Origin of the sequence: uncultured Brevundimonas sp., assembly GCF_947305955.1 — a bacterium.
In the GTDB taxonomy this organism is placed as follows: Bacteria; Pseudomonadota; Alphaproteobacteria; order Caulobacterales; family Caulobacteraceae; genus Brevundimonas.
The window spans coordinates 1-17,582 of record NZ_CAMZFB010000056.1; the positions used below are offsets into that span (position 1 = coordinate 1).

Sequence of the window (17,582 nt, forward strand, 5' to 3'; positions counted from 1 at the left end):
CGGGATTTCAGCTACCCTCTACGCCCTGCCGGCTGGCAAGGCCGCCGCCCCCGTTGCGGATGCGACCCAAGAGATCGACGAACAAAGCGCCGGAGTTAGGGAGACCGCGTCCACCGAAACGCCCGAGGTCGCCGCGACGGAGCAAGCCACAACCGAAGAAGAAGCCGAACCTGAAGCCGAGGCGAAAATGCCTTTGTCTCAGTGGTCCGTGAACAAGTCGTCCGCCGCCCTTACCTTTACCACCAGCTGGTCCGGCGAAGCTATCAACGGGCGCTTCGGGGATTGGGATGCCGACGTCAAATTCTCGCCGGATGATCTGCCCAACTCGCGCATCCGCGTGACCATCAGCACCCATTCTGTTTCGACCGGTGACGCCCAGCGCGACAGCACCCTGCCCGGCACCGACTTCTTCGATACCAGCGCTCATCCGAACGCAGTCTTTACGGCCAACCGCATCCGCAAGACCGGCGACAACCGGTATGTGGCCAGCGGAACCATGTCCCTTCGTGGCGTGTCGGCCCCGATGTCAGTCAATTTCCGCCTGAATATCGACGGCGATAATGCGACTGTGTCCGGCAATGCCAATCTTGACCGCACTACCTTCGGCGTCGGTCAGGGCATGTATGCCGATACCGGTTCAATCCCGGCAATGGTGCGGGTGAACTTCAACTTCACCGCGAAACGCAACCCGTAGGATATAATTCCCAAACGAATAATCTCGTAAAAATATCATTTCTATAGTAACAGTTCTGGAGGATCACTTACCTTCCCTAACGTCAATGTTAGCAAATTGAGCGTCGAATGAGCCAAGCCGTTGCAACCGTAAATCCCCCTAACCAAGACAGCGAGCTCAATCTGGGCGGACTGGATCAGGCACTCGGGTTCCACTTGCGGACGGCCCAGCAATACGTGGCTCGCGAGTTTGCGGCTCGCTTCGAACATCTGGATCTCAGTCCGGTACAGTATTCGGCGCTCGTGCTGATCGAGAACAACCCGGGCCGCCGTCAGGCCGATTTGGCGGCGGTTTTGGGGGTGCGCCAACCCAATCTGGTGGTCCGCATCGACGACCTTGTGAATCGCGGACTGATCAGCCGCTCGGCGGATCCGTTCGACCGCCGCGCAAACTCCCTGCGCCTTACCGCCGCCGGCAAGAAGTTCATGACGCAAGTCCGCAAGGCCCACCAGCAGCACACGGATAACCTGAAATCTGTGATTGGCCTCGAGGACTACGAGCGCGTGGTCGAAATCCTCAGCAAGCTGTCGGGCCTGTAAGCCCATTTCGCGCATAACAGCGAAATAAATTACTTTTCATAACTATTATACAATGCAATCTATGGCTCTCTCATTTCGGGAAGCCATAGATGTCTTACGTTGCACCTGTCCGCCGTCTGAAGTTCGCCGCCCAGACCCTCGGCGCTCCAGTCTCTACGAACGCCGAGGTTCTGGGGGATGACGATCTGGAGGACATCCTGCGTCAGGCGTCGCGCTTTGCCGAAGAACGCATTGCCCCGCTGGACCAGATCGGCGACCGACACGGTGCCGCGTTTTCCGATGGTCAGGTGACCACCCCGCCCGGCTTTGTGGATGTGTTCACCGACTGGACAGCGTCCGGCTGGAACGGCGTGACCCTGCCTGCCGAATGGAGCGGCATGGGCCTTTCGACCGCCACCGGCATTGCCACCATGGAAATGTGGACCTCGGCCTGCATGGCCTATGGCGTGGGTGTTCTGCTGATCCATGGCGCGGTCGAACTGCTGATGGATCACGCCACAGACGAACTGAAACAGCAGTACCTGCCCTCCATCGTCGGCGGCCAGTGGTACGCCACCATGGCCCTGACAGAGCCACAGGCGGGCTCCGATCTCGGTGCGCTCCGGACCAAGGCCGTGCCACAGGACGACGGCAGCTATCGCCTGTTCGGCAACAAGATCTTCATCACCTTCGGCGAGCACGACCTGACCGAGAACATCGTGCACCTGGTGCTGGCCCGTATCGAGGGCGCGCCCGAAGGCACGGCGGGCATCTCGCTGTTTCTGGTTCCCAAAATCCTGCCCAATGAGGACGGCTCGCTGGGCCAGCGCAATGATGTCATTTGCACGGGCATCGAGCACAAGATGGGCCTGCATGCCTCCCCCACCTGCTCGCTGACCTTTGGCGACAAGGACGGTGCCAAGGGATGGCTGGTGGGCAAGCCCAATCAGGGCCTTGCTGCCATGTTCGTCATGATGAACCGCGCCCGACTGGGCACGGGCATGCAGGGCGTGGCCATCGCCGAGCGCGCCACCCAACGCGCCGAAGCCTTTGCCGACACCCGCATTCAGGGCCGCGTCCCAACGGGCGAGCGTAACCTGCCCATCCGCCACCACCCTGATGTCCAGCGCATGCTCAAGACCATGCGTGCCCTGACCTCGGCGGGGCGCAGCCTCGGCTATGGCGCCGCAAGCGCCATCGAAACCGCCGCCACCGGTGCCTCGGAATCCGATAAGGCCACGGCTCAGGCCCGCACCGCCCTTCTGACCCCACTGGTGAAGGCCTACTGCTCGGAGATCGGCGTAGAGGTTGCCTCCCTCGGCATGCAGATCCACGGCGGCATGGGCTATGTCGAGGAGACGGGCGCAGCCCAGCATTTCCGCGACGCCCGCATCACCCCCATCTACGAAGGCACCAACGGCATTCAGGCCATCGACCTGACCCTGCGAAAGGTCCGCAAGGATCAGGGCAAAACCGCACAGGGCGAGATCGACCGCTATAGCGCCATCGCCGACAAGGCAGCAGGCACAGCAGGGCTGGAGACGGCCGCACGTGTGCTGAAACAGTCGCTTCAGGCCTTGGGGTCAGCGACTGCCTTCGTCGTCTCGCCGGACGCCAGCGATGTGGCCCTGCTGAGCGCGGCAACGTCGTACTTGCGGCTGTTTGCCCAAACCGCCGCGGGTGCCCTGCTGATCCAGCAAGCCATCATGGCCAGCGAACAACTGGCCAATGATGACCCGCTGAAGCTCGCCCTAATCGAAGAGGCCGACTTCTTCGCTCGTAACGTCATGGCGCACGCCCCTGTGCTGGCCGCCATCGTTAGGGACGAGGTCGGGGTCGCCTAAGCCCCCTCCATCCGTCCAGCTCCATCCATGCGAACGCCCGGGAGGGGAACGCCATGTCAGGATTGGCCCATTCAGTCGCACCAAGGCCGCTCGATGATCGCCTGCATACGCCGCAAAATCTGGCGCACATGCTGTCGGACTGTGTGGAACAGGTGCCCGACCGCGAAGCCGTCATCTGCAATGAAACGCGCTGGAGCTACGCGGACCTTGGCCTGCGGGTCACCGCCTTAGCAGAGCGCATCGCCGCAAGGGTAAAGCCCAACGACATCGTCGTCGTTATTGCCCCCAACAGCGCCGGTTGCGTGGCGGCCCTGTTGGCCGTGATGGCGTCGGGTGCGCGGGTCCTGCCTGTGAACCCCTTCTATCCGCGGCACGAACTGGCCAAGCTGTTCATCGAGCGGCCTGCCTTGATCCTCAGCGTTCCATCGACCGAGGAGACAGCGCGTCATCTGGCGTCCGATCTGGGATGCGATGAGCCTTGGTGCATCACCGATGCCCCCGCCGCCGAGGCGCAGGATGTGGTTGCTCGCCTGAGGACGCTGGCAGACCGTATCGACAGCAACGATGCGGCGCTGCTGATCTTTACCGGTGGCACCACCGGACGGTCGAAAGCGGTCGAGCATTGCCACCGCGCGCTGATCCAGTCGGTCAAACAGCACGCGACCGTCTGGGCGCTGCGGTACGACGTCGAGCGCATCCTGAACGTCGCGCCTGTATTCCACATCTGGGCGTTCGGCTTTGCCATGCTAGCCCCGATCTATCTGCGCGGCACATTGGTCCTGATCGAACGCTATGCGCCGGAACAGGTACTGGACGCCATCGACCGGCATAAGGTCACCGTTTTTGCTGGCGGCCCCGCCCCTATCTACTACGGCCTGCTCCACTCACCGTCACTGCCGCAGACGCGGTTTGATACTCTGGAACTGGCGCTGACGGGCGGCGCTGCCTGCCCTCAGACGCTCAAGGAAGCGTGGCGCAAGGCAGCGAACTGCGACCTGCTGGAAGGTTGGGGCATGTCCGAAGGTGCGCCCCTGTGCCTGAACTGGCGCGGCGATAACACGCCTGATCTTTCGGTCGGACGGCCTGTGCCTGACGCGGAGGCCCAGATCGTCGACGTCGATGATGACCAGCGCATACTGGAATTTGATGAAATCGGCGAAGTGCGCGTGCGCGGCCCCCAACTGATGACGGCCTATCGTCTGGAATCCGGCGAGCCGGACCAGTCCCTGCGCCATGGCTGGCTGTACACAGGCGACATCGGCCGCATCAACTCCGACGGCTATGTGTCACTGGTGGACCGCAAGAAGGAGATCATCATCGTCGGCGGCTATAACGTCTATCCGCGCGATGTTGAAGACACCCTGCGCCGCCACCCCGATGTGATGGATGTGGCCGTGGTCGCCCGAAAGGACGACTATCTGGGCGAAACGCCCGTCGCCTTCATCGTATCCAAGACCGATCTCAACGAGGACAGCCTGCACAGCTTCTGTCAGGAACATCTGGTCAAATACAAACGGCCCACCCGCTTCATCCGGATCGATGAACTGCCACGGACCGGACCCAGCAAGATCAACAAGATCGCGCTTCGCGAAATGATAAAGGGGCTGGGCGAATAATCGCCCAGCCCCCTTTCTTTGCCCCCCATATTCCCGATCAGATCGGGAAATGGCCCGGCAGGGTTTCAATGGTGATCCAGCGCAGATCGGTAAACTCTTCGATCACCGCATTGCCCCCAAAGCGGCCATAGCCACTGGCCCCCACGCCACCGAACGGCATCTGGGCCTCGTCATGGACGGTCGCACCGTTGATGTGGCAGATGCCCGACTTCACCTTGCGCGACAGGCGGATGGCCTTGGCGATATCGCGGCTGAAGATCGCGGCTGACAGACCGTATTCGGAGTCATTGGCCAGACGCAGGGCGTCGTCGTCATCCTTGGCATGGATGACCGAAACGACCGGACCGAACGACTCTTCGGTATAGATACGCATGTCCGAGGTCACGCCATCCAGAACCGTTGCGTTCATCAGCAGCTGGTCGGTCGGCCCGCCCGACGCGATCTTCGCGCCCTTGGACACCGCATCCTCGATCAGCGAGGCCACGTGGCGCACGCCCTCATGGCTGACCACAGCGCCCAATGGAGTTGCGCCAACCACCGGATCGCCCGCGATCAGGGTCTTGGCCTTCTCGGCGAATTTGGCAACGAATTCGGCAACGATCGACTGATCGACGATGATCCGCTCGGTCGACATACAGATCTGGCCTTGGTTCATGAAGGCACCAAAAGCGGCAGCCTTAACCGCCTCGTCCAGATCGGCATCTTTCAGCACTATGAACGGAGCTTTGCCGCCCAGCTCCAGCAAGACCGGTTTCAGCTGGCGCGCTGCGCGCTCGGCGATGATCTTGCCCACGCGGGTCGAGCCAGTGAAGTTGATGCGCTTGACCGCGCGATGGTCGATCAGGGCACCGACGATATCGCCAGCATCCTCGGGGCTATTGGTCACCACATTGACGACACCCGCGGGGAAGCCAGCATCCATCAGCGCATCGCCAATCAGAGCATGGGTGCGCGGGCAGGCTTCGGACGCCTTCAGGACCACCGTATTGCCGCAGGCCAGTGCCGCAGCCACGGCGCGCACGCCCAGAATGATCGGAGCATTCCACGGCGCGATGCCCAGCACCACGCCCGCCGGTTGGCGCACGGAATAGGCCACGCAGCCCGGCTTGTCCGACGGAATGACCTCGCCGCCCACGCGGGTGGTCAGGGCCGCCGCCTCGCGGAAGATGTTGCTGGCCAGATTGACGTTAAAGCGCGCCCAGCCCTCGGTGGCCCCGATCTCGACCTTCATGGCCGCGACCAGATCATCGCCACGTCCCAGCAAGGCCTCGGCTGCCTTCAACAGATAGGTGCGGCGCTGGTTCGGGCCGGTATCAGCCCATGCCTCAAAGGCGGCCTCTGCGGCATCGGCAGCGGCAATGGCATCCTCGACCGAAGCGGCGGCTGCGCGCGTCGCAACCTCTCCGCTGAGCGGGTTGAGACGGTCAAAGGTGCGGCCGGATGCGGCCTTACGAAGCTGTCCCCCGATCAGAAGATCAAGCTCGGCAACAGTTTGAGTGGACATGGAATCTCATTCCCCAAATTGGGCTCGACGCTGGCCCCATAAAAGATATAGACCATAATCATCATGTCATGTCACGATGATAGATGAATACTTTTAACAGCCATATAGGCCGACACTTCGGAGCCCTGCGTTGCCACCTTCAGAACCGCCCGTCAGTTGCCTGAGTGAACACGTCGGCTTTCAGCTAAGGCTGGCCCAGATGGTCTCGATCAAGGACCTGACCAATGCGCTCGCCCCGCTGGGACTCAAACCGACAGACTTCTCGGTTCTGGCGCTGATCGGCAGCCAGCCCGGCCTGAAGCAACAGACCGTTGGCGAGATCCTTCGCATCCAGCGCCCCAATATGGTGTCCCTGCTCGATAGTCTGGAAAGTCGTGGGCTTATCATTCGCGGGCCTGTCGCCAACGACCGACGCTCCCACGCTCTGACCCTGACGCCGGAAGGAGAGCACCTGCTCGAAAAGGCGCATCAGGTTCACGGCGAACACGACAACCGGCTGTCGGTGGCTCTGGCCGGTATTGAAAAGTCTGTGCTGCTGGAAGCGCTCGCACGCATCGCGGCCATGCAGCCCTATCCGTCCGGCCATACGGCCCCATCGAAAGAGACCGATCATGACGTCGCTGGCTGACATCGAAATTCCGTATGGCCGTTATTGGTCCACGCCCTTCGCCAAATGGCAGGGCACCTTGCAGCATTTGCACGCGATGAAGTTCGCGGCGCGGGTAGCCAAGGAACGCTTTGCCGCGTGGGATTTCGATCCCAAGAGCCTCGACAGCGCCGTCCTTGGCATGACCAACGCCCAGTTCCAGTCCTTCTACGGGGCACCGTGGCCACTGCACGAGATGGGCGCGACACATACCCCCGGACACATGCTCAGTCAGGTCTGCGCCAGTGGCGTACGGACCCTGTTCGCTGCCGTCTCGGATATCATGCTTGGGCAGGGCGAGACGGCGCTGGCCCTGACCGCCGACCGCTGCTCCAACGGGGCGCACCTCTACTATCCGGCCCCGCGCGGCGCGGGCGGATACGGGGCATCCGAGGATCAGGTCCTCTACAACATGCTGCATGACGCCATCGGTGGTCACTCCATGCTGACGACCGCCGAGAACGTAGCTGCCAAATACGGGATCACCACGGCCGAACAGCACGACGTCTCGCTGATACGTCTGGACCAGTACCGCGCGGCTCTGGCCGATGATCAGGCCTTCCAGCGGCGCTATATGACGCTTCCGCTCGAAGTTCCCAAGCCGAACTTCAAAGCCATAGACACGACACTGGACGGCGATGAAGGCGTCTTTCCCAGCACAGCGGATGGGCTTGCTAAACTGCGCCCCACCCTGCCCGACGGCACGGTGACCTCGGGCGGCCAAACCCATCCCGCAGACGGCAATGCGGGGATGATCGTCGCCTCCAGCGCGGTCGCCCAGCGCCTCAGCGCCAAGCCTGGCATCCGCATCCGCATCAAGGGCTTTGGGCAGTTCCGCACAGATCTGGCCATGATGCCGCTTGCCCCCATCGGGGCGGCCCGCGCCGCCCTCGCCAACGCCGATGTAGGCGTGCAGGACATCAAGGTGTTCAAATCCCACAACCCGTTCGTGGTGAACGACATCGTCTTTGCCCGCGAGATGGGGATTGATGTCGCCACGATGAACAATTTCGGCTGTTCGCTGATCTGGGGGCACCCGCAAGGGCCGACCGGCATGCGCGCCATGATCGAGATGATCGAGGAACTGGTGCTGACAGGCGGTGGGCTTGGCCTGTTTCAGGGGTGCGCGGCTGGCGATTCCGCCATGGCCGTGGTGATCGAAGTAGACGACAGGCCAGCCCTCTAAGGGCTGGCCCGCATCCGATCCTAGTTCAGGGTGATGGTGGTCGGAGCGTTCCCGTACAACGCTTCGACGCTATCGGCGCGCAGGCTGAGGATCAGGCGCGAGTTGAGACTGCCCTTATCCGTCACCTCGCCCGCATCCAGCGACAGTTCGCCTTCCAGCACAGCAACGGCAGCCAGTTGGGTCGAGCTGCCCGTCGCGTCCGCATTCATGGTCATCAGGCGATCCTTGAGCGCCTGTTTCAACGCCGCGTGTGACGCATCGGCAGAGCCGACAGCGCGGCTACACTCGACCGGATCAAGGAGTAGCAAGGCGCGGATATCCTCGCGGTCCGCTCCGGCAATGACCAGATCGCGGACCAGTGGCGCAAAATGCTGCAAGGCCTTCAACCGCATGGCGGCGACATTCACCCAAACGCCGCTGGACAGCTTAAAGTCCTCGGCCACGCGGCCATCAAAGAACATGCCGCGGTCGGGGTCGTTGCGGTCGATGAAGCGTACGGCATCACCGATCTTGTAATAGCCCTCGTCGTCGAAGGCCTCGACCGTGCGCTGCGGATCGCGCCAGTAACCCGGCATCACGTTCGGACCACGCAGGCGCAGCTCCAGCTTGCCAGCCACAGGCACCAGCTTGGCCGAAACGCCCGGATTGGGGACGCCGATCTCGCCCGGTACCTGTGCGCCCACGCGGGCCGCCAGAGAGCAAGGTGCCGTCTCGGTCGCGCCAAGGCTGGTGATCAGCGGCGGGGCCTTGCCCACGGTGGCCTTGGCCAGTTCCGGATAGCCCTTCCAGACAGCCTCGGGCAAGGATGCGCCGGCATAGAAGATCACCTTGGTCGCGAAGAAGTTCCGCGCCATTTCGGCGTCTGCCTTCAGATAGGGCAGCAGCGCCTCATACCCTTTGGGTACGTTGAAATAGATGGTCGGCGATATCTCGCGCAGCGCCGCCGCCGTGCGGGCGATATCGCGCTCGGTCGGGCGGCCATCGTCAATATAGAGGGTGCCACCGTTATAGACGGAAATGCCCAGGTTCTGGTTGCCGCCGAAGGTGTGGTTCCACGGCAGCCAGTCGATCAGGACCGGCGGCTCCTCGCTAAGGAAGGGAAAGGCCTGCAGCAGCATCTGCTGGTTCGAGCACAGCATACGGTGGGTGTTGGGCACCGCCTTCGGCATGCCGGTCGAGCCGGAGGTAAACAGGAATTTGGCCACATCGTCCGGTGCCTGCGCCGCGCGGGCGCGCTCGACGTCCGCCGTCGCGGCGGTGGCCTTCAGGGCTGAGAGCGGCGTCGAAGGCCGATCCTCGAAACTGCTGCCATCGCCGACAACGACCTCGACATCCGTCGGAACCGCCGTGGAGACCGCGCGCGCAAACGGTCCGGCACGGTCCACAAACATCAGCCCCGGTGTGAGGATATCCAGCACATGGCGCAGCTTGGAGAAATCCGTCGATACCGTGGAATAGGCTGGCGAGATCGCCGCCGCAGGTACGCCGACGTGCATGCCCGCAAACGCCAGAAGCGCATGATCCACGCTGTTGCCGGACAGGATCAGGATCGGGCGCTCGGCCGACAACCCGCGCGACAACAGAGCCTGACCAAGGCTGCGGATGCTGTCATAGGCCTGCGCGTAGGTCGGTCCGGTCCAGCCGCCCTCGCCGTCCCGCTCTGCCATGAATAGCCGCTGCGGATCCTGCTGCGCCCACTGGGCGATGCGATCCGTCAAAACCTCCGGATAGTCCCCCAACGGTTCCGGCGTTGAAAGCAAAAGACAGCCGTCTTCCCTCTGCTCGACGGTCATCTGCTGATGCGCGATGCGGATTGCTAAATCGTCCATCCGTTCCTCCCACGGATTACAAAAAAGCTGCCCCGCTTCTGCGTCGGGGCAGCCTTCACTTGATCAGTCGTGGCTGGTGACCCGACGGGCCAACAAGGCGGTCAATCCACCGGCCACCAACATGATCGGCACCAGAACCAACATGATCTGTCCGGCCCCCAAGCCGATACCGACCAGCACGCCAGCCAACAGCGGACCCGCTGCCGAGCCGAGGCGCCCGAACGCCACAGCCGAGCCAATGCCGGTTCCGCGGATGTGCAGCGGATAGGCACTAGGCGCGAGGCCATAGAGCACGGCCTGTGCCCCGTTCATTGTCGCGCCGAGGCACAGACCGATCAGGATCGAAATGACCAGCGAAGCCGGAGCGCCTGCCAGCATGGCCAGAGATGCGGCGCCGAAACCAAAGATCCCGAGCGCGGCAATGGCGCGGCGCTTGCCGTCCATCAGGCCACCCGACACGACACAGCCCACGACACCGGCAATATTAAAGGCCAGCTGGACCTGCGACGCTTCAGAGCGTTCCAAGCCGCGCCCGACCAGCAGAGTCGGCAGCCAGTTCAGCAGCAGATAGAGCACCAGCAGGCCGAGGAAGAACGCGCCCCACAGGATCAGCGTACTAGTCGCCCTGTTCTCTCCAAACAGCACCGTCACCACGGACGGGCGCTGCGTCGGCGCTTCGGTCGCAACAGAAGCTTGAACAGGCTTGGTGTCTTTGAGCGCGAAATACAGCAGAGGCGCGATGACCAGCGGCGCGAAGCCGCCCAGATAGAAGATGGTACGCCAGCTGTCGTTTCCGGTCCCGATCAGCATGCTGACCAGCGCGGCCACAGCACCACCCAGCGGCATGGAGGCATAGAGACTGCCAACGGCCACGCTGCGGCGGTTGCTGGGCACGGACTCGGCGACCAGCGCCACCAGATTGGGCATGGCCCCGCCCAGACCGACACCGGTCAGGAAACGGGCCGCCACCAGAAAGTTATAGTCGGTCGCAAGGCCCGTCGCGATGGACATGACGCCGAAGATGATCACGGACCAGATCAGCGCAGGCTTGCGACCAATGCGGTCTGACACGCGCCCGCCCACCAGCGCGCCAAACATCAGGCCAAAGGTTGCGGAGCTGAAGAACAGCCCCAGAGCGCTGGGATCGATACCGAATGCGGGTGCCAGCCGCGGCGCGGCCACCCCTGCCGCCTGAAGATCAACCCCCTCGCAGACCCCTACGAGGATGCACAAGGTCAGTACGATCCAGGCAGCCTTCGATATCGTCGGCTTTTCGCCGGCGTAGTCAGTCATGGCGGACCTCCCCGTCCGGGCACTTTTACGTGCCACTATGATTTTTGAAGACCTGCGGCTCCCCGGCCGCTTGGTCGAGATCGCCGACCATCAGAACAACGGTCGGCGATCAAGGGTCTCTTTATCGTTTATAGCTGCCGAGGCCGGGGCGGTAAGACTTTTCGTCGATGAACTGACGAATACCTTCCTTACGGCCCTCGGTTTTATCGAGGAAGTTGAGCGACTCCTGACGCACAACCAGATAGTTCTCTGCCTCGTCGAAGGTCATCGGGATGACGCGGCGGACAGCATCCTTTGCGGCCTTGAGCGTCGCCGGATTCTTCTCGAGCAGAACGCGGGCAAGTGCCTCGGTGCGGGTGCGGAGCTGGTCCGCCGGAACACTTTCGTTGACGAGGCGGATTTCGGCGGCACGCTTGCCGTCGATACGCTCGCCGGTCAGGGTAAGATACATGGCATCGCGCATGCTCAACAGGTCAGTCGCGATCTTGGTCGCGCCACCACCGGGCAGGATGCCCCAGTTGATTTCAGACAGACCGAACTGGGCGTCATCCGATGCGATGGCCAGATCACAGGCATAGAGCGGACCGAACGCACCGCCGAAGCACCAGCCATTGACCATGGCGATGCTCGGCTTCTCGAACCAGCGCAGGCGGCGCCACCAGCCATAGGCCGAACGTTGGGCGCGGCGGACAGCAATCTGCCCCTTTTCTTCGGTTTCGCGGAAATATTCCTTGAGATCCATGCCAGCGGAGAAGGCTTCGCCCTCACCGGTCAGGATCAGGACGCCGCAACGGTCATCGGCTTCCAGATCATCCAGGACCTGATGCATGGCATCATTCAGCGTCGGGCTCATGCAGTTCCGCTTTTCGGGGCGGTTCAACGACACCCAGGCAATACCGTTATCAAACTCAACTTTTACGACGCCGCTGTATTCGCTCATTTTTTACGTCCTGTTTTCCGCGGCCACCCAACGACCGGAGAAGTTAGAAATCTTGAATTTTCTTATAGTTAGGTCGCCGACCATGGATCATGGCCGGCGACTTAAGCCTTAGAAGCGGTACCCGACCTGAATGCCGACCGAGCGCGGACGCTGGTAGGCTTGGCTCACGAACGGGTTGAACTGGTTGTAGACCGAGCAGTCCGCCGGACCGGTCGTCGAGCAGGCCGTCTGTCCGATACCGGCGTTACCGACCTTGTCGCGGCTGTTCAGCGCGTTGTTGGCGAAGACCGAAACTTCAACATCCTTCACACGCATGCCAAAGCGCAGGTTCAGCATGTCGGTCGCTTCGACGACGTTGCTGTGCGGGTTGTAGTTACCGGTGCCATAGCCGGAGCTTTGCTCGTACTCGCCTTGATACTGGTAGTCCGCACGCACATAGGCGTCGCTACCGAACAGGAAGAAGTCGTAACGGGCGCCGATATTGGCCTGCCACTTCGGCACGCCCAGCGGATCGTTTTCGTGGAAGATGACCGCCGCATTGCCGACCAGCGGCTTCGGACCCAGCACGGCCTCGGTGTAGTGGGCGTCGGTATAGGCCAGCGAGGCGCTCAGACGCAGGTCGCGCGTCGGGCGGAACTCGGTCTGGATATCGAAGCCCTGGCTGCGTGCAGTACCGCCATTCTGGTTCCAGTTCTGACCGCAGCCCTGAGCCGAAGTCGTGACCTGGATGTTCGTCCAGTCGATCTGGAAGGCAGCGACGTTGACCTGCATGCGGCCATCCATCAGTCGGAACTTGCCGCCCGCCTCATAGCTCCACACCTCGTCCGGACCGAACTGGCGCGGGATGTCATCAACGGTCAGGCCGAACTGGGCCAGGCCGGTGTTACACACCTGCGGGTTCAGCGGAACGTTCACACCACCGGCACGGAAGCCCTTGGCAGCATTGGCGTAGATCATGTTGGTTTCGTTCAGCTGGTACTGGACGCCATACTTCGGAGTGAACGGCGAGTCCTTGGCCGAGCCCGAAACCGAAGCATAGGGCGCATCCGGACCCGAACGGGCGCTGAGTTGGCCATAGTTCACTTGGGTGAAGTCCAGCGTCACCTGAGACTGGCGGCCACCGACCGTCAGCTTGATCTTGTCGGTCAGCTTGAAGTTGGCCTCACCGAAGGCGGCCAACTCGGTGTCACGCAGGGTCGCATCGAGCAGTGACACTGCCGTCAGATCGCTCGGGATAGCCGGCGGGATGCCGTAGCGCGAGGTCGTGTCGATGCCATAGAAGGCCATGAACGCGGCATCGTAATCCCCCGGTATGGTGTAGAAGATGTGCGTTTCCATGTCCGAAAAGAACAGACCGGCGACCCAGTTAAAACGCTGCTCCGGATCGGAGGAGAAGCGGAACTCCTGCTGGATGCCTTCGCGTTCGTTGATGCTGGTGAAGTTACCGGCATAGCTCGGCACAGGCGCGAATAGCGGGAATGCGCCACGCAGCGGGTTCTCGACCGTGCGCTGCAGACGGCCAATGTCGTGGGATTCGCCCAGCAGGCCGGTGGTCTCATCCTTGACGAACGAGGTGATCGACTTCACCGACATGTTGTCGAAGTCATACTCGTAGGTCAGGGTCACCAGATCGGTCGTGGTCTTGGACTTGTTCAGGCGACCGTCAGCCTGCGAGATCGAGTCGTCGTCGCCCAGATAGTTGAAAGGACCATAGGTCTGGGCCTCACGGCGGAACCACCCGGTCGGCAGCGGGCCGGTCGGACAGGCCACAGCCACCGGAGCCGAGGTCGTGCCCGGCAGACGGTTCGAGTTGTCATAGCAAACCGCTGGCGTGGTGTAGGTCAGGTTGTTCGACGGCTTGCCATCAACACCAAACACCGTCGTCGGCGCACCCGGACCACCCTCACTCTCTACTGCCGAGTGGTAGTAGGACAAGTTCAGGCGGGCGCGGTCGTTCAGCTGCCACAGCAGGGCTGCACGAAGGGCTTCTTCCGAACGGCCGTTGGCGTCTTCGCGATAAAGCGAACCGTTGTCGTACGGGTTCAGCATGTCGATCCAGCCGCCGGTCTCGCGGACCAGGCCGCTGACGCGGAAGCCCAGCTTGTCCTCAAAGATCGGACCGCCGAAGGCGAAGCCCAGCTCGTAAGATTCCTCACCGTCCTCGACGATGGAGGTTTCTGCCTGAATACGGCCGCTATAGCCGACGAGGCTCGGGGTCGGGGTGATGAAGCGGATCGTGCCGCCCTGCGAGGAGCCGCCGTACAGGGTACCTTGCGGGCCTTTCAGCACTTCGACGCGCTCGAGGTCGAACAGGGTCGGCAGCGGCGCACCGTTGTTCTGGGCTACACCGGCGTTGTTGCGCTTGGTGAGAGCCGTATCGTCCAGATAGACGCCGGTGGTTGCCGCCCCCGTAGTCGCCACGATGCCGCGGATGGCAAAGGTACCAACACCGGCCTGCGAGCCGACCAGCGTCAGGGCCGGAATGGCCTTCTGCAGATCGGTGGCGTTCTTGATGCCTTGCTGATCAAGGTTTTCGGCCGTCACTGCCGCGACGGTCAGCGCCACGCGGTTAACGTTGCTGGATTGGCGCGTCGCGGTAACGACCACCTCCTCCAGTCGGACTGCTTCTTGGCCGGAATCTTGTCCGGCTTCCTCCTGGTACCCGTTCGCCATTGCTGCGCCGGCGACCGACAGAGTCGTCAGCGAAACACATGCGTACAGAGCCGCTTTTCTGAAAGGACCACGCTCCATGGACATCTTCTCTCCCCTTGCCGCAAGTTCGCTTGCGTCGGCCATTGTTGGCACTACGGACAAAAGTAGTAATGGAGCATAACTTTCATGGCAAATAATTTATTTGGCCGATATGCGAAATGTTTAAAGCCATTTACTTTCAACAAATAAGCCCCGGAAGCGAGGCTTCCGGGGCTCATAAAGGGCTTTATTTGCTGCTAAATTTAGCGGGCTGTGGCGATCTGTGGCCGCCCGAAATTCGAACCGTCCGGCATGATGGCGCGGACGAATGAACCACCCGGATCACCATTCTTCAGCGGGTTCATTGTGATCGAAACACGATCGCCCGGCTTAAAGGTCTGACCGGTCCAGCCTTGGCGGCGCAGCGAGTTCGGGCTGCTGCCTTCGATCGAATAGACGACCTCACGACCATTGGCACCGACCACCGAAACCTGGATCCAGACGTGCGGGTTGGTCCACTGAAACTCTTTTACAGTGCCACGAATGGTGGATTCACGGCTGCTGTCGAACATGGCGAACGAGTGGTGTGCCGACGCTGGAACTGCCGTTGCCAAGAGGGCAACAGACACGGCCAAAACTGACAACTTCGTTTTCATCGATTCCTACCTCCCTGTTTCGGTGTCGGTCAGCTCGAGAGCGTTAGCCGTACAGCCGTCACAACGTTTCTTTTGTTATGCCTACAATCAATGATTGTTTATACGCAGTTATTCAATCTCACTATGCAATCGACACCTCGAACGCTCCGCGAGCATTGACATACTGTCGTTTTATGTTCGCATTGACAAGCCTTCCCAGAAAGTATTCCAATGATAATTGTTCTGGGATGTAATTATTTTAGAGGGCCACCGAACGAGCCCTCGCGATATCGGGAGGAATACAACGCAATGAACAAAAACAAGAACCACAGACACTCACCCCTATGGGTATGTCTGGGGGCTGCGGCGACACTGGGGATGCTGACAGCCACGGAAGCCGCAGCCCAACGCCGGATCGACCCCGGTATGGCCTATGAGGACCTGACTCAAGTCCGTGATCCGCGCGTTGATGCCAGCGTACCGAATATCTCTGGCGTTTGGTCCCCGCAGGGTTATGGCCGTCGAATCCAGCCGTTGGATGGCAGCGAAACCCCGTGGCAGGAGTGGAGCAAACGTGTTTTTGACGAACGCGCTGCCGCAGAAGAAGCCGGTACGCCTCTGTTCGATCCGACCGCAGCCTGCCTGCCCAGCGGAAATCCGCGCCTGATCGCCAGCCCCTACCCCATCGAGATCATTCAAACGCCGGACGTGATCTACCTGCTTCACGAAACGCACCACATGATCCGCATCATCCACATGAACAAGCCGATGCCGCCGGTCGAGTCGCTGACGCCGACCTACATGGGCTATTCGGTCGCGCACTGGGAAGGCGACACTCTGGTGGTGGAAACCGCAGGCCTGATCCGCCACACGCAGGTGGACGAAGCCGGTACGCCGAAATCGCCGCAAATGCGGATCACCGAGCGCTATCGCAAGACCAGCCCGACCGAGATGGAGGCCATTTTCACCCTCGATGACCCGGGTGCTTTTACCGCGCCATGGACCGCTGTGCGCCGCTGGAACCAGCGTCCGGACATCCGTCTGGCCGAGTACACCTGTGAAGAAAACAACCGCAACGCGCCGGACGAAACCGGCGTCCTGCGTAACTACTGAGGATAATGGCCAATGAGCATCAAAATGAGATCCATGGTCACCGCTACCGCCATCTTCGCTGTAGTCACCCTCGCACAGGCCAACGCTCAGGACCTTCGCATGAGCGGCAGCTGGGTACTGGCAACGCCCGTAGAAGGCCCGCTCAAGGCTTCTGACGGGTCGGACGCGCCGTACAACGACGCCGCCCGCGCCCTGCTGGCAGAGCGCATTGCAGCAGGCGCCGCTGGCGATCCCACCGACGCCGCCTGTCTGCCGCCGGGCATTCCGCGCCTGATGACCACCGAGCCGCCGTTCACCATTGTGATCACGCCAGCCAAGGTCACCCTGCTGCACGAGTTCCAACACACCATCCGCCACATCCACCTGAACGAGGATATGCCGTCCGAGGATGACATCGACCCGTTCTTCGGTGGCACCTCGGTAGGCCGCTGGGATGGTAACAGCCTGCTGGTGACCACCGGCCGTTTCAATGACCAGATCCGTCTGGACAAGGCTGGTTCGCCCCAATCGGCCAATGCGGTCATCACCGAGCGGTTCACCGTGTCGGCAGATGGCAGCACCCTCGTTGACGAGATCACAATCACGGACGCCGAAAACTATACGCGCCCGTGGACGACCTCGCTGACCTTCAACCGCTCGGACGTTGTCCAGCTCAAGGAAGACGTCTGCGCCTACAAGCTGCTGGCACCTTCCCTTCAGGCCCAGATTAACGCCCCCCAGAACTAGGTCTTTTCGCTCTCTAATCCTCCCAAATGAAAAGCCCAGCCGAACGGCTGGGCTTTTTTAGTGGAGCGATGCGCTCGAGCTCACCGGTCGAGTTGTTCTTCCAGCTGCCCCAGAATGCGGTAGCAAGGGATGACCTGAGCCACAGAGCCATTCGGCTCGCGGCCTTCGCGGATGGCAGCGATGAACTCGCGGTCCTGAAGCTCGATGCCGTTCATGGACACATCGACCTTGCTGACATCCACCGGCTCTTCCTTGCCGTTCACCAGATCGTCGTAGCGTGCGATCCAGGTGCCGTTATCGCAGATGTA

The 17,582-nt window shown here is 61.6% G+C and carries 14 protein-coding genes and 1 pseudogene; 8 read left to right on the forward strand and 7 right to left on the reverse strand.

Going from position 1 to position 17,582, the window contains the following annotated elements; translation table 11 throughout:
* From Q0Y42_RS12385 to Q0Y42_RS12400, 4 genes are all read left to right on the forward strand, one after another.
* Nucleotides 1-694 (forward strand): YceI family protein (locus tag Q0Y42_RS12385; protein ID WP_297804217.1); only part of this gene is annotated, 694 nt, incomplete at its 5' end.
* Nucleotides 695-801: 107 nt separating this feature from the next.
* Entirely contained in the window at nt 802-1,272 is a 471-nt protein-coding gene (locus tag Q0Y42_RS12390; protein WP_297804219.1) for a MarR family winged helix-turn-helix transcriptional regulator, read from the forward strand.
* Nucleotides 1,273-1,361: 89 nt separating this feature from the next.
* Nucleotides 1,362-3,095, forward strand: a complete 1,734-nt coding sequence (locus Q0Y42_RS12395; RefSeq protein ID WP_297804221.1) for an acyl-CoA dehydrogenase — start codon at nt 1,362-1,364, stop codon at nt 3,093-3,095.
* A 53-nt stretch (nt 3,096-3,148) separates the two neighbouring features.
* On the forward strand, nt 3,149-4,711 hold the full coding sequence (locus Q0Y42_RS12400) for an AMP-binding protein (RefSeq protein ID WP_297804224.1): 1,563 nt from the start codon (nt 3,149-3,151) through the stop codon (nt 4,709-4,711).
* Nucleotides 4,712-4,748: 37 nt separating this feature from the next.
* Here Q0Y42_RS12400 and Q0Y42_RS12405 read toward each other — a convergent pair whose 3' ends face one another.
* On the reverse strand, nt 4,749-6,215 hold the full coding sequence (locus tag Q0Y42_RS12405; RefSeq protein WP_297804226.1) for an aldehyde dehydrogenase: 1,467 nt from the start codon (nt 6,213-6,215) through the stop codon (nt 4,749-4,751).
* 199 nt (nt 6,216-6,414) lie between these two features.
* On the opposite strand from Q0Y42_RS12405, the gene Q0Y42_RS12410 reads away from it, so the two are divergent.
* Together Q0Y42_RS12410 and Q0Y42_RS12415 are read left to right on the forward strand one after the other, a co-directional pair.
* The gene (locus tag Q0Y42_RS12410; RefSeq protein WP_297804228.1) at nt 6,415-6,843 is read left to right on the forward strand and encodes a MarR family transcriptional regulator; all 429 of its coding nucleotides are present in this window, start codon (nt 6,415-6,417) and stop codon (nt 6,841-6,843) included.
* Entirely contained in the window at nt 6,827-8,047 is a 1,221-nt protein-coding gene (locus Q0Y42_RS12415) for a thiolase family protein (protein ID WP_297804230.1), read from the forward strand. Before Q0Y42_RS12410 ends, Q0Y42_RS12415 begins: the two co-directional genes overlap by 17 nt.
* Nucleotides 8,048-8,067: 20 nt before the next feature.
* Here Q0Y42_RS12415 and Q0Y42_RS12420 read toward each other — a convergent pair whose 3' ends face one another.
* The 5 genes from Q0Y42_RS12420 to Q0Y42_RS12440 form a co-directional block, all read right to left on the reverse strand.
* Nucleotides 8,068-9,876, reverse strand: coding sequence for a feruloyl-CoA synthase (locus tag Q0Y42_RS12420; protein ID WP_297804232.1), 1,809 nt, complete (start codon nt 9,874-9,876; stop codon nt 8,068-8,070).
* A gap of 63 nt (nt 9,877-9,939) precedes the next feature.
* Nucleotides 9,940-11,169: a 3-(3-hydroxy-phenyl)propionate transporter MhpT gene (gene mhpT, locus Q0Y42_RS12425; protein WP_297804234.1), complete on the reverse strand. Its 1,230-nt coding sequence runs from the start codon at nt 11,167-11,169 to the stop codon at nt 9,940-9,942.
* A 121-nt stretch (nt 11,170-11,290) separates the two neighbouring features.
* Complete coding sequence (locus tag Q0Y42_RS12430; protein WP_297804237.1) at nt 11,291-12,109, reverse strand: p-hydroxycinnamoyl CoA hydratase/lyase; 819 nt, start codon at nt 12,107-12,109, stop codon at nt 11,291-11,293.
* 108 nt (nt 12,110-12,217) lie between these two features.
* A complete protein-coding gene (locus Q0Y42_RS12435) occupies nt 12,218-14,716 on the reverse strand; it encodes a TonB-dependent receptor (protein ID WP_297804239.1) in 2,499 nt (832 codons plus the stop codon).
* A gap of 347 nt (nt 14,717-15,063) precedes the next feature.
* The gene (locus tag Q0Y42_RS12440) at nt 15,064-15,456 is read right to left on the reverse strand and encodes a DUF6152 family protein (RefSeq protein WP_297804241.1); all 393 of its coding nucleotides are present in this window, start codon (nt 15,454-15,456) and stop codon (nt 15,064-15,066) included.
* A 357-nt stretch (nt 15,457-15,813) separates the two neighbouring features.
* Between Q0Y42_RS12440 and Q0Y42_RS12445 the strand changes: the two genes are divergently transcribed.
* On the forward strand, nt 15,814-16,548 hold the full coding sequence (locus Q0Y42_RS12445; RefSeq protein ID WP_297804243.1) for a hypothetical protein: 735 nt from the start codon (nt 15,814-15,816) through the stop codon (nt 16,546-16,548).
* A gap of 12 nt (nt 16,549-16,560) precedes the next feature.
* Nucleotides 16,561-17,274, forward strand: coding sequence for a hypothetical protein (locus Q0Y42_RS12450; protein ID WP_297804245.1), 714 nt, complete (start codon nt 16,561-16,563; stop codon nt 17,272-17,274).
* 80 nt (nt 17,275-17,354) lie between these two features.
* Here Q0Y42_RS12450 and Q0Y42_RS12455 read toward each other — a convergent pair.
* Nucleotides 17,355-17,582 (reverse strand): annotated as a pseudogene (locus tag Q0Y42_RS12455) (oxidoreductase); the annotation flags it as partial.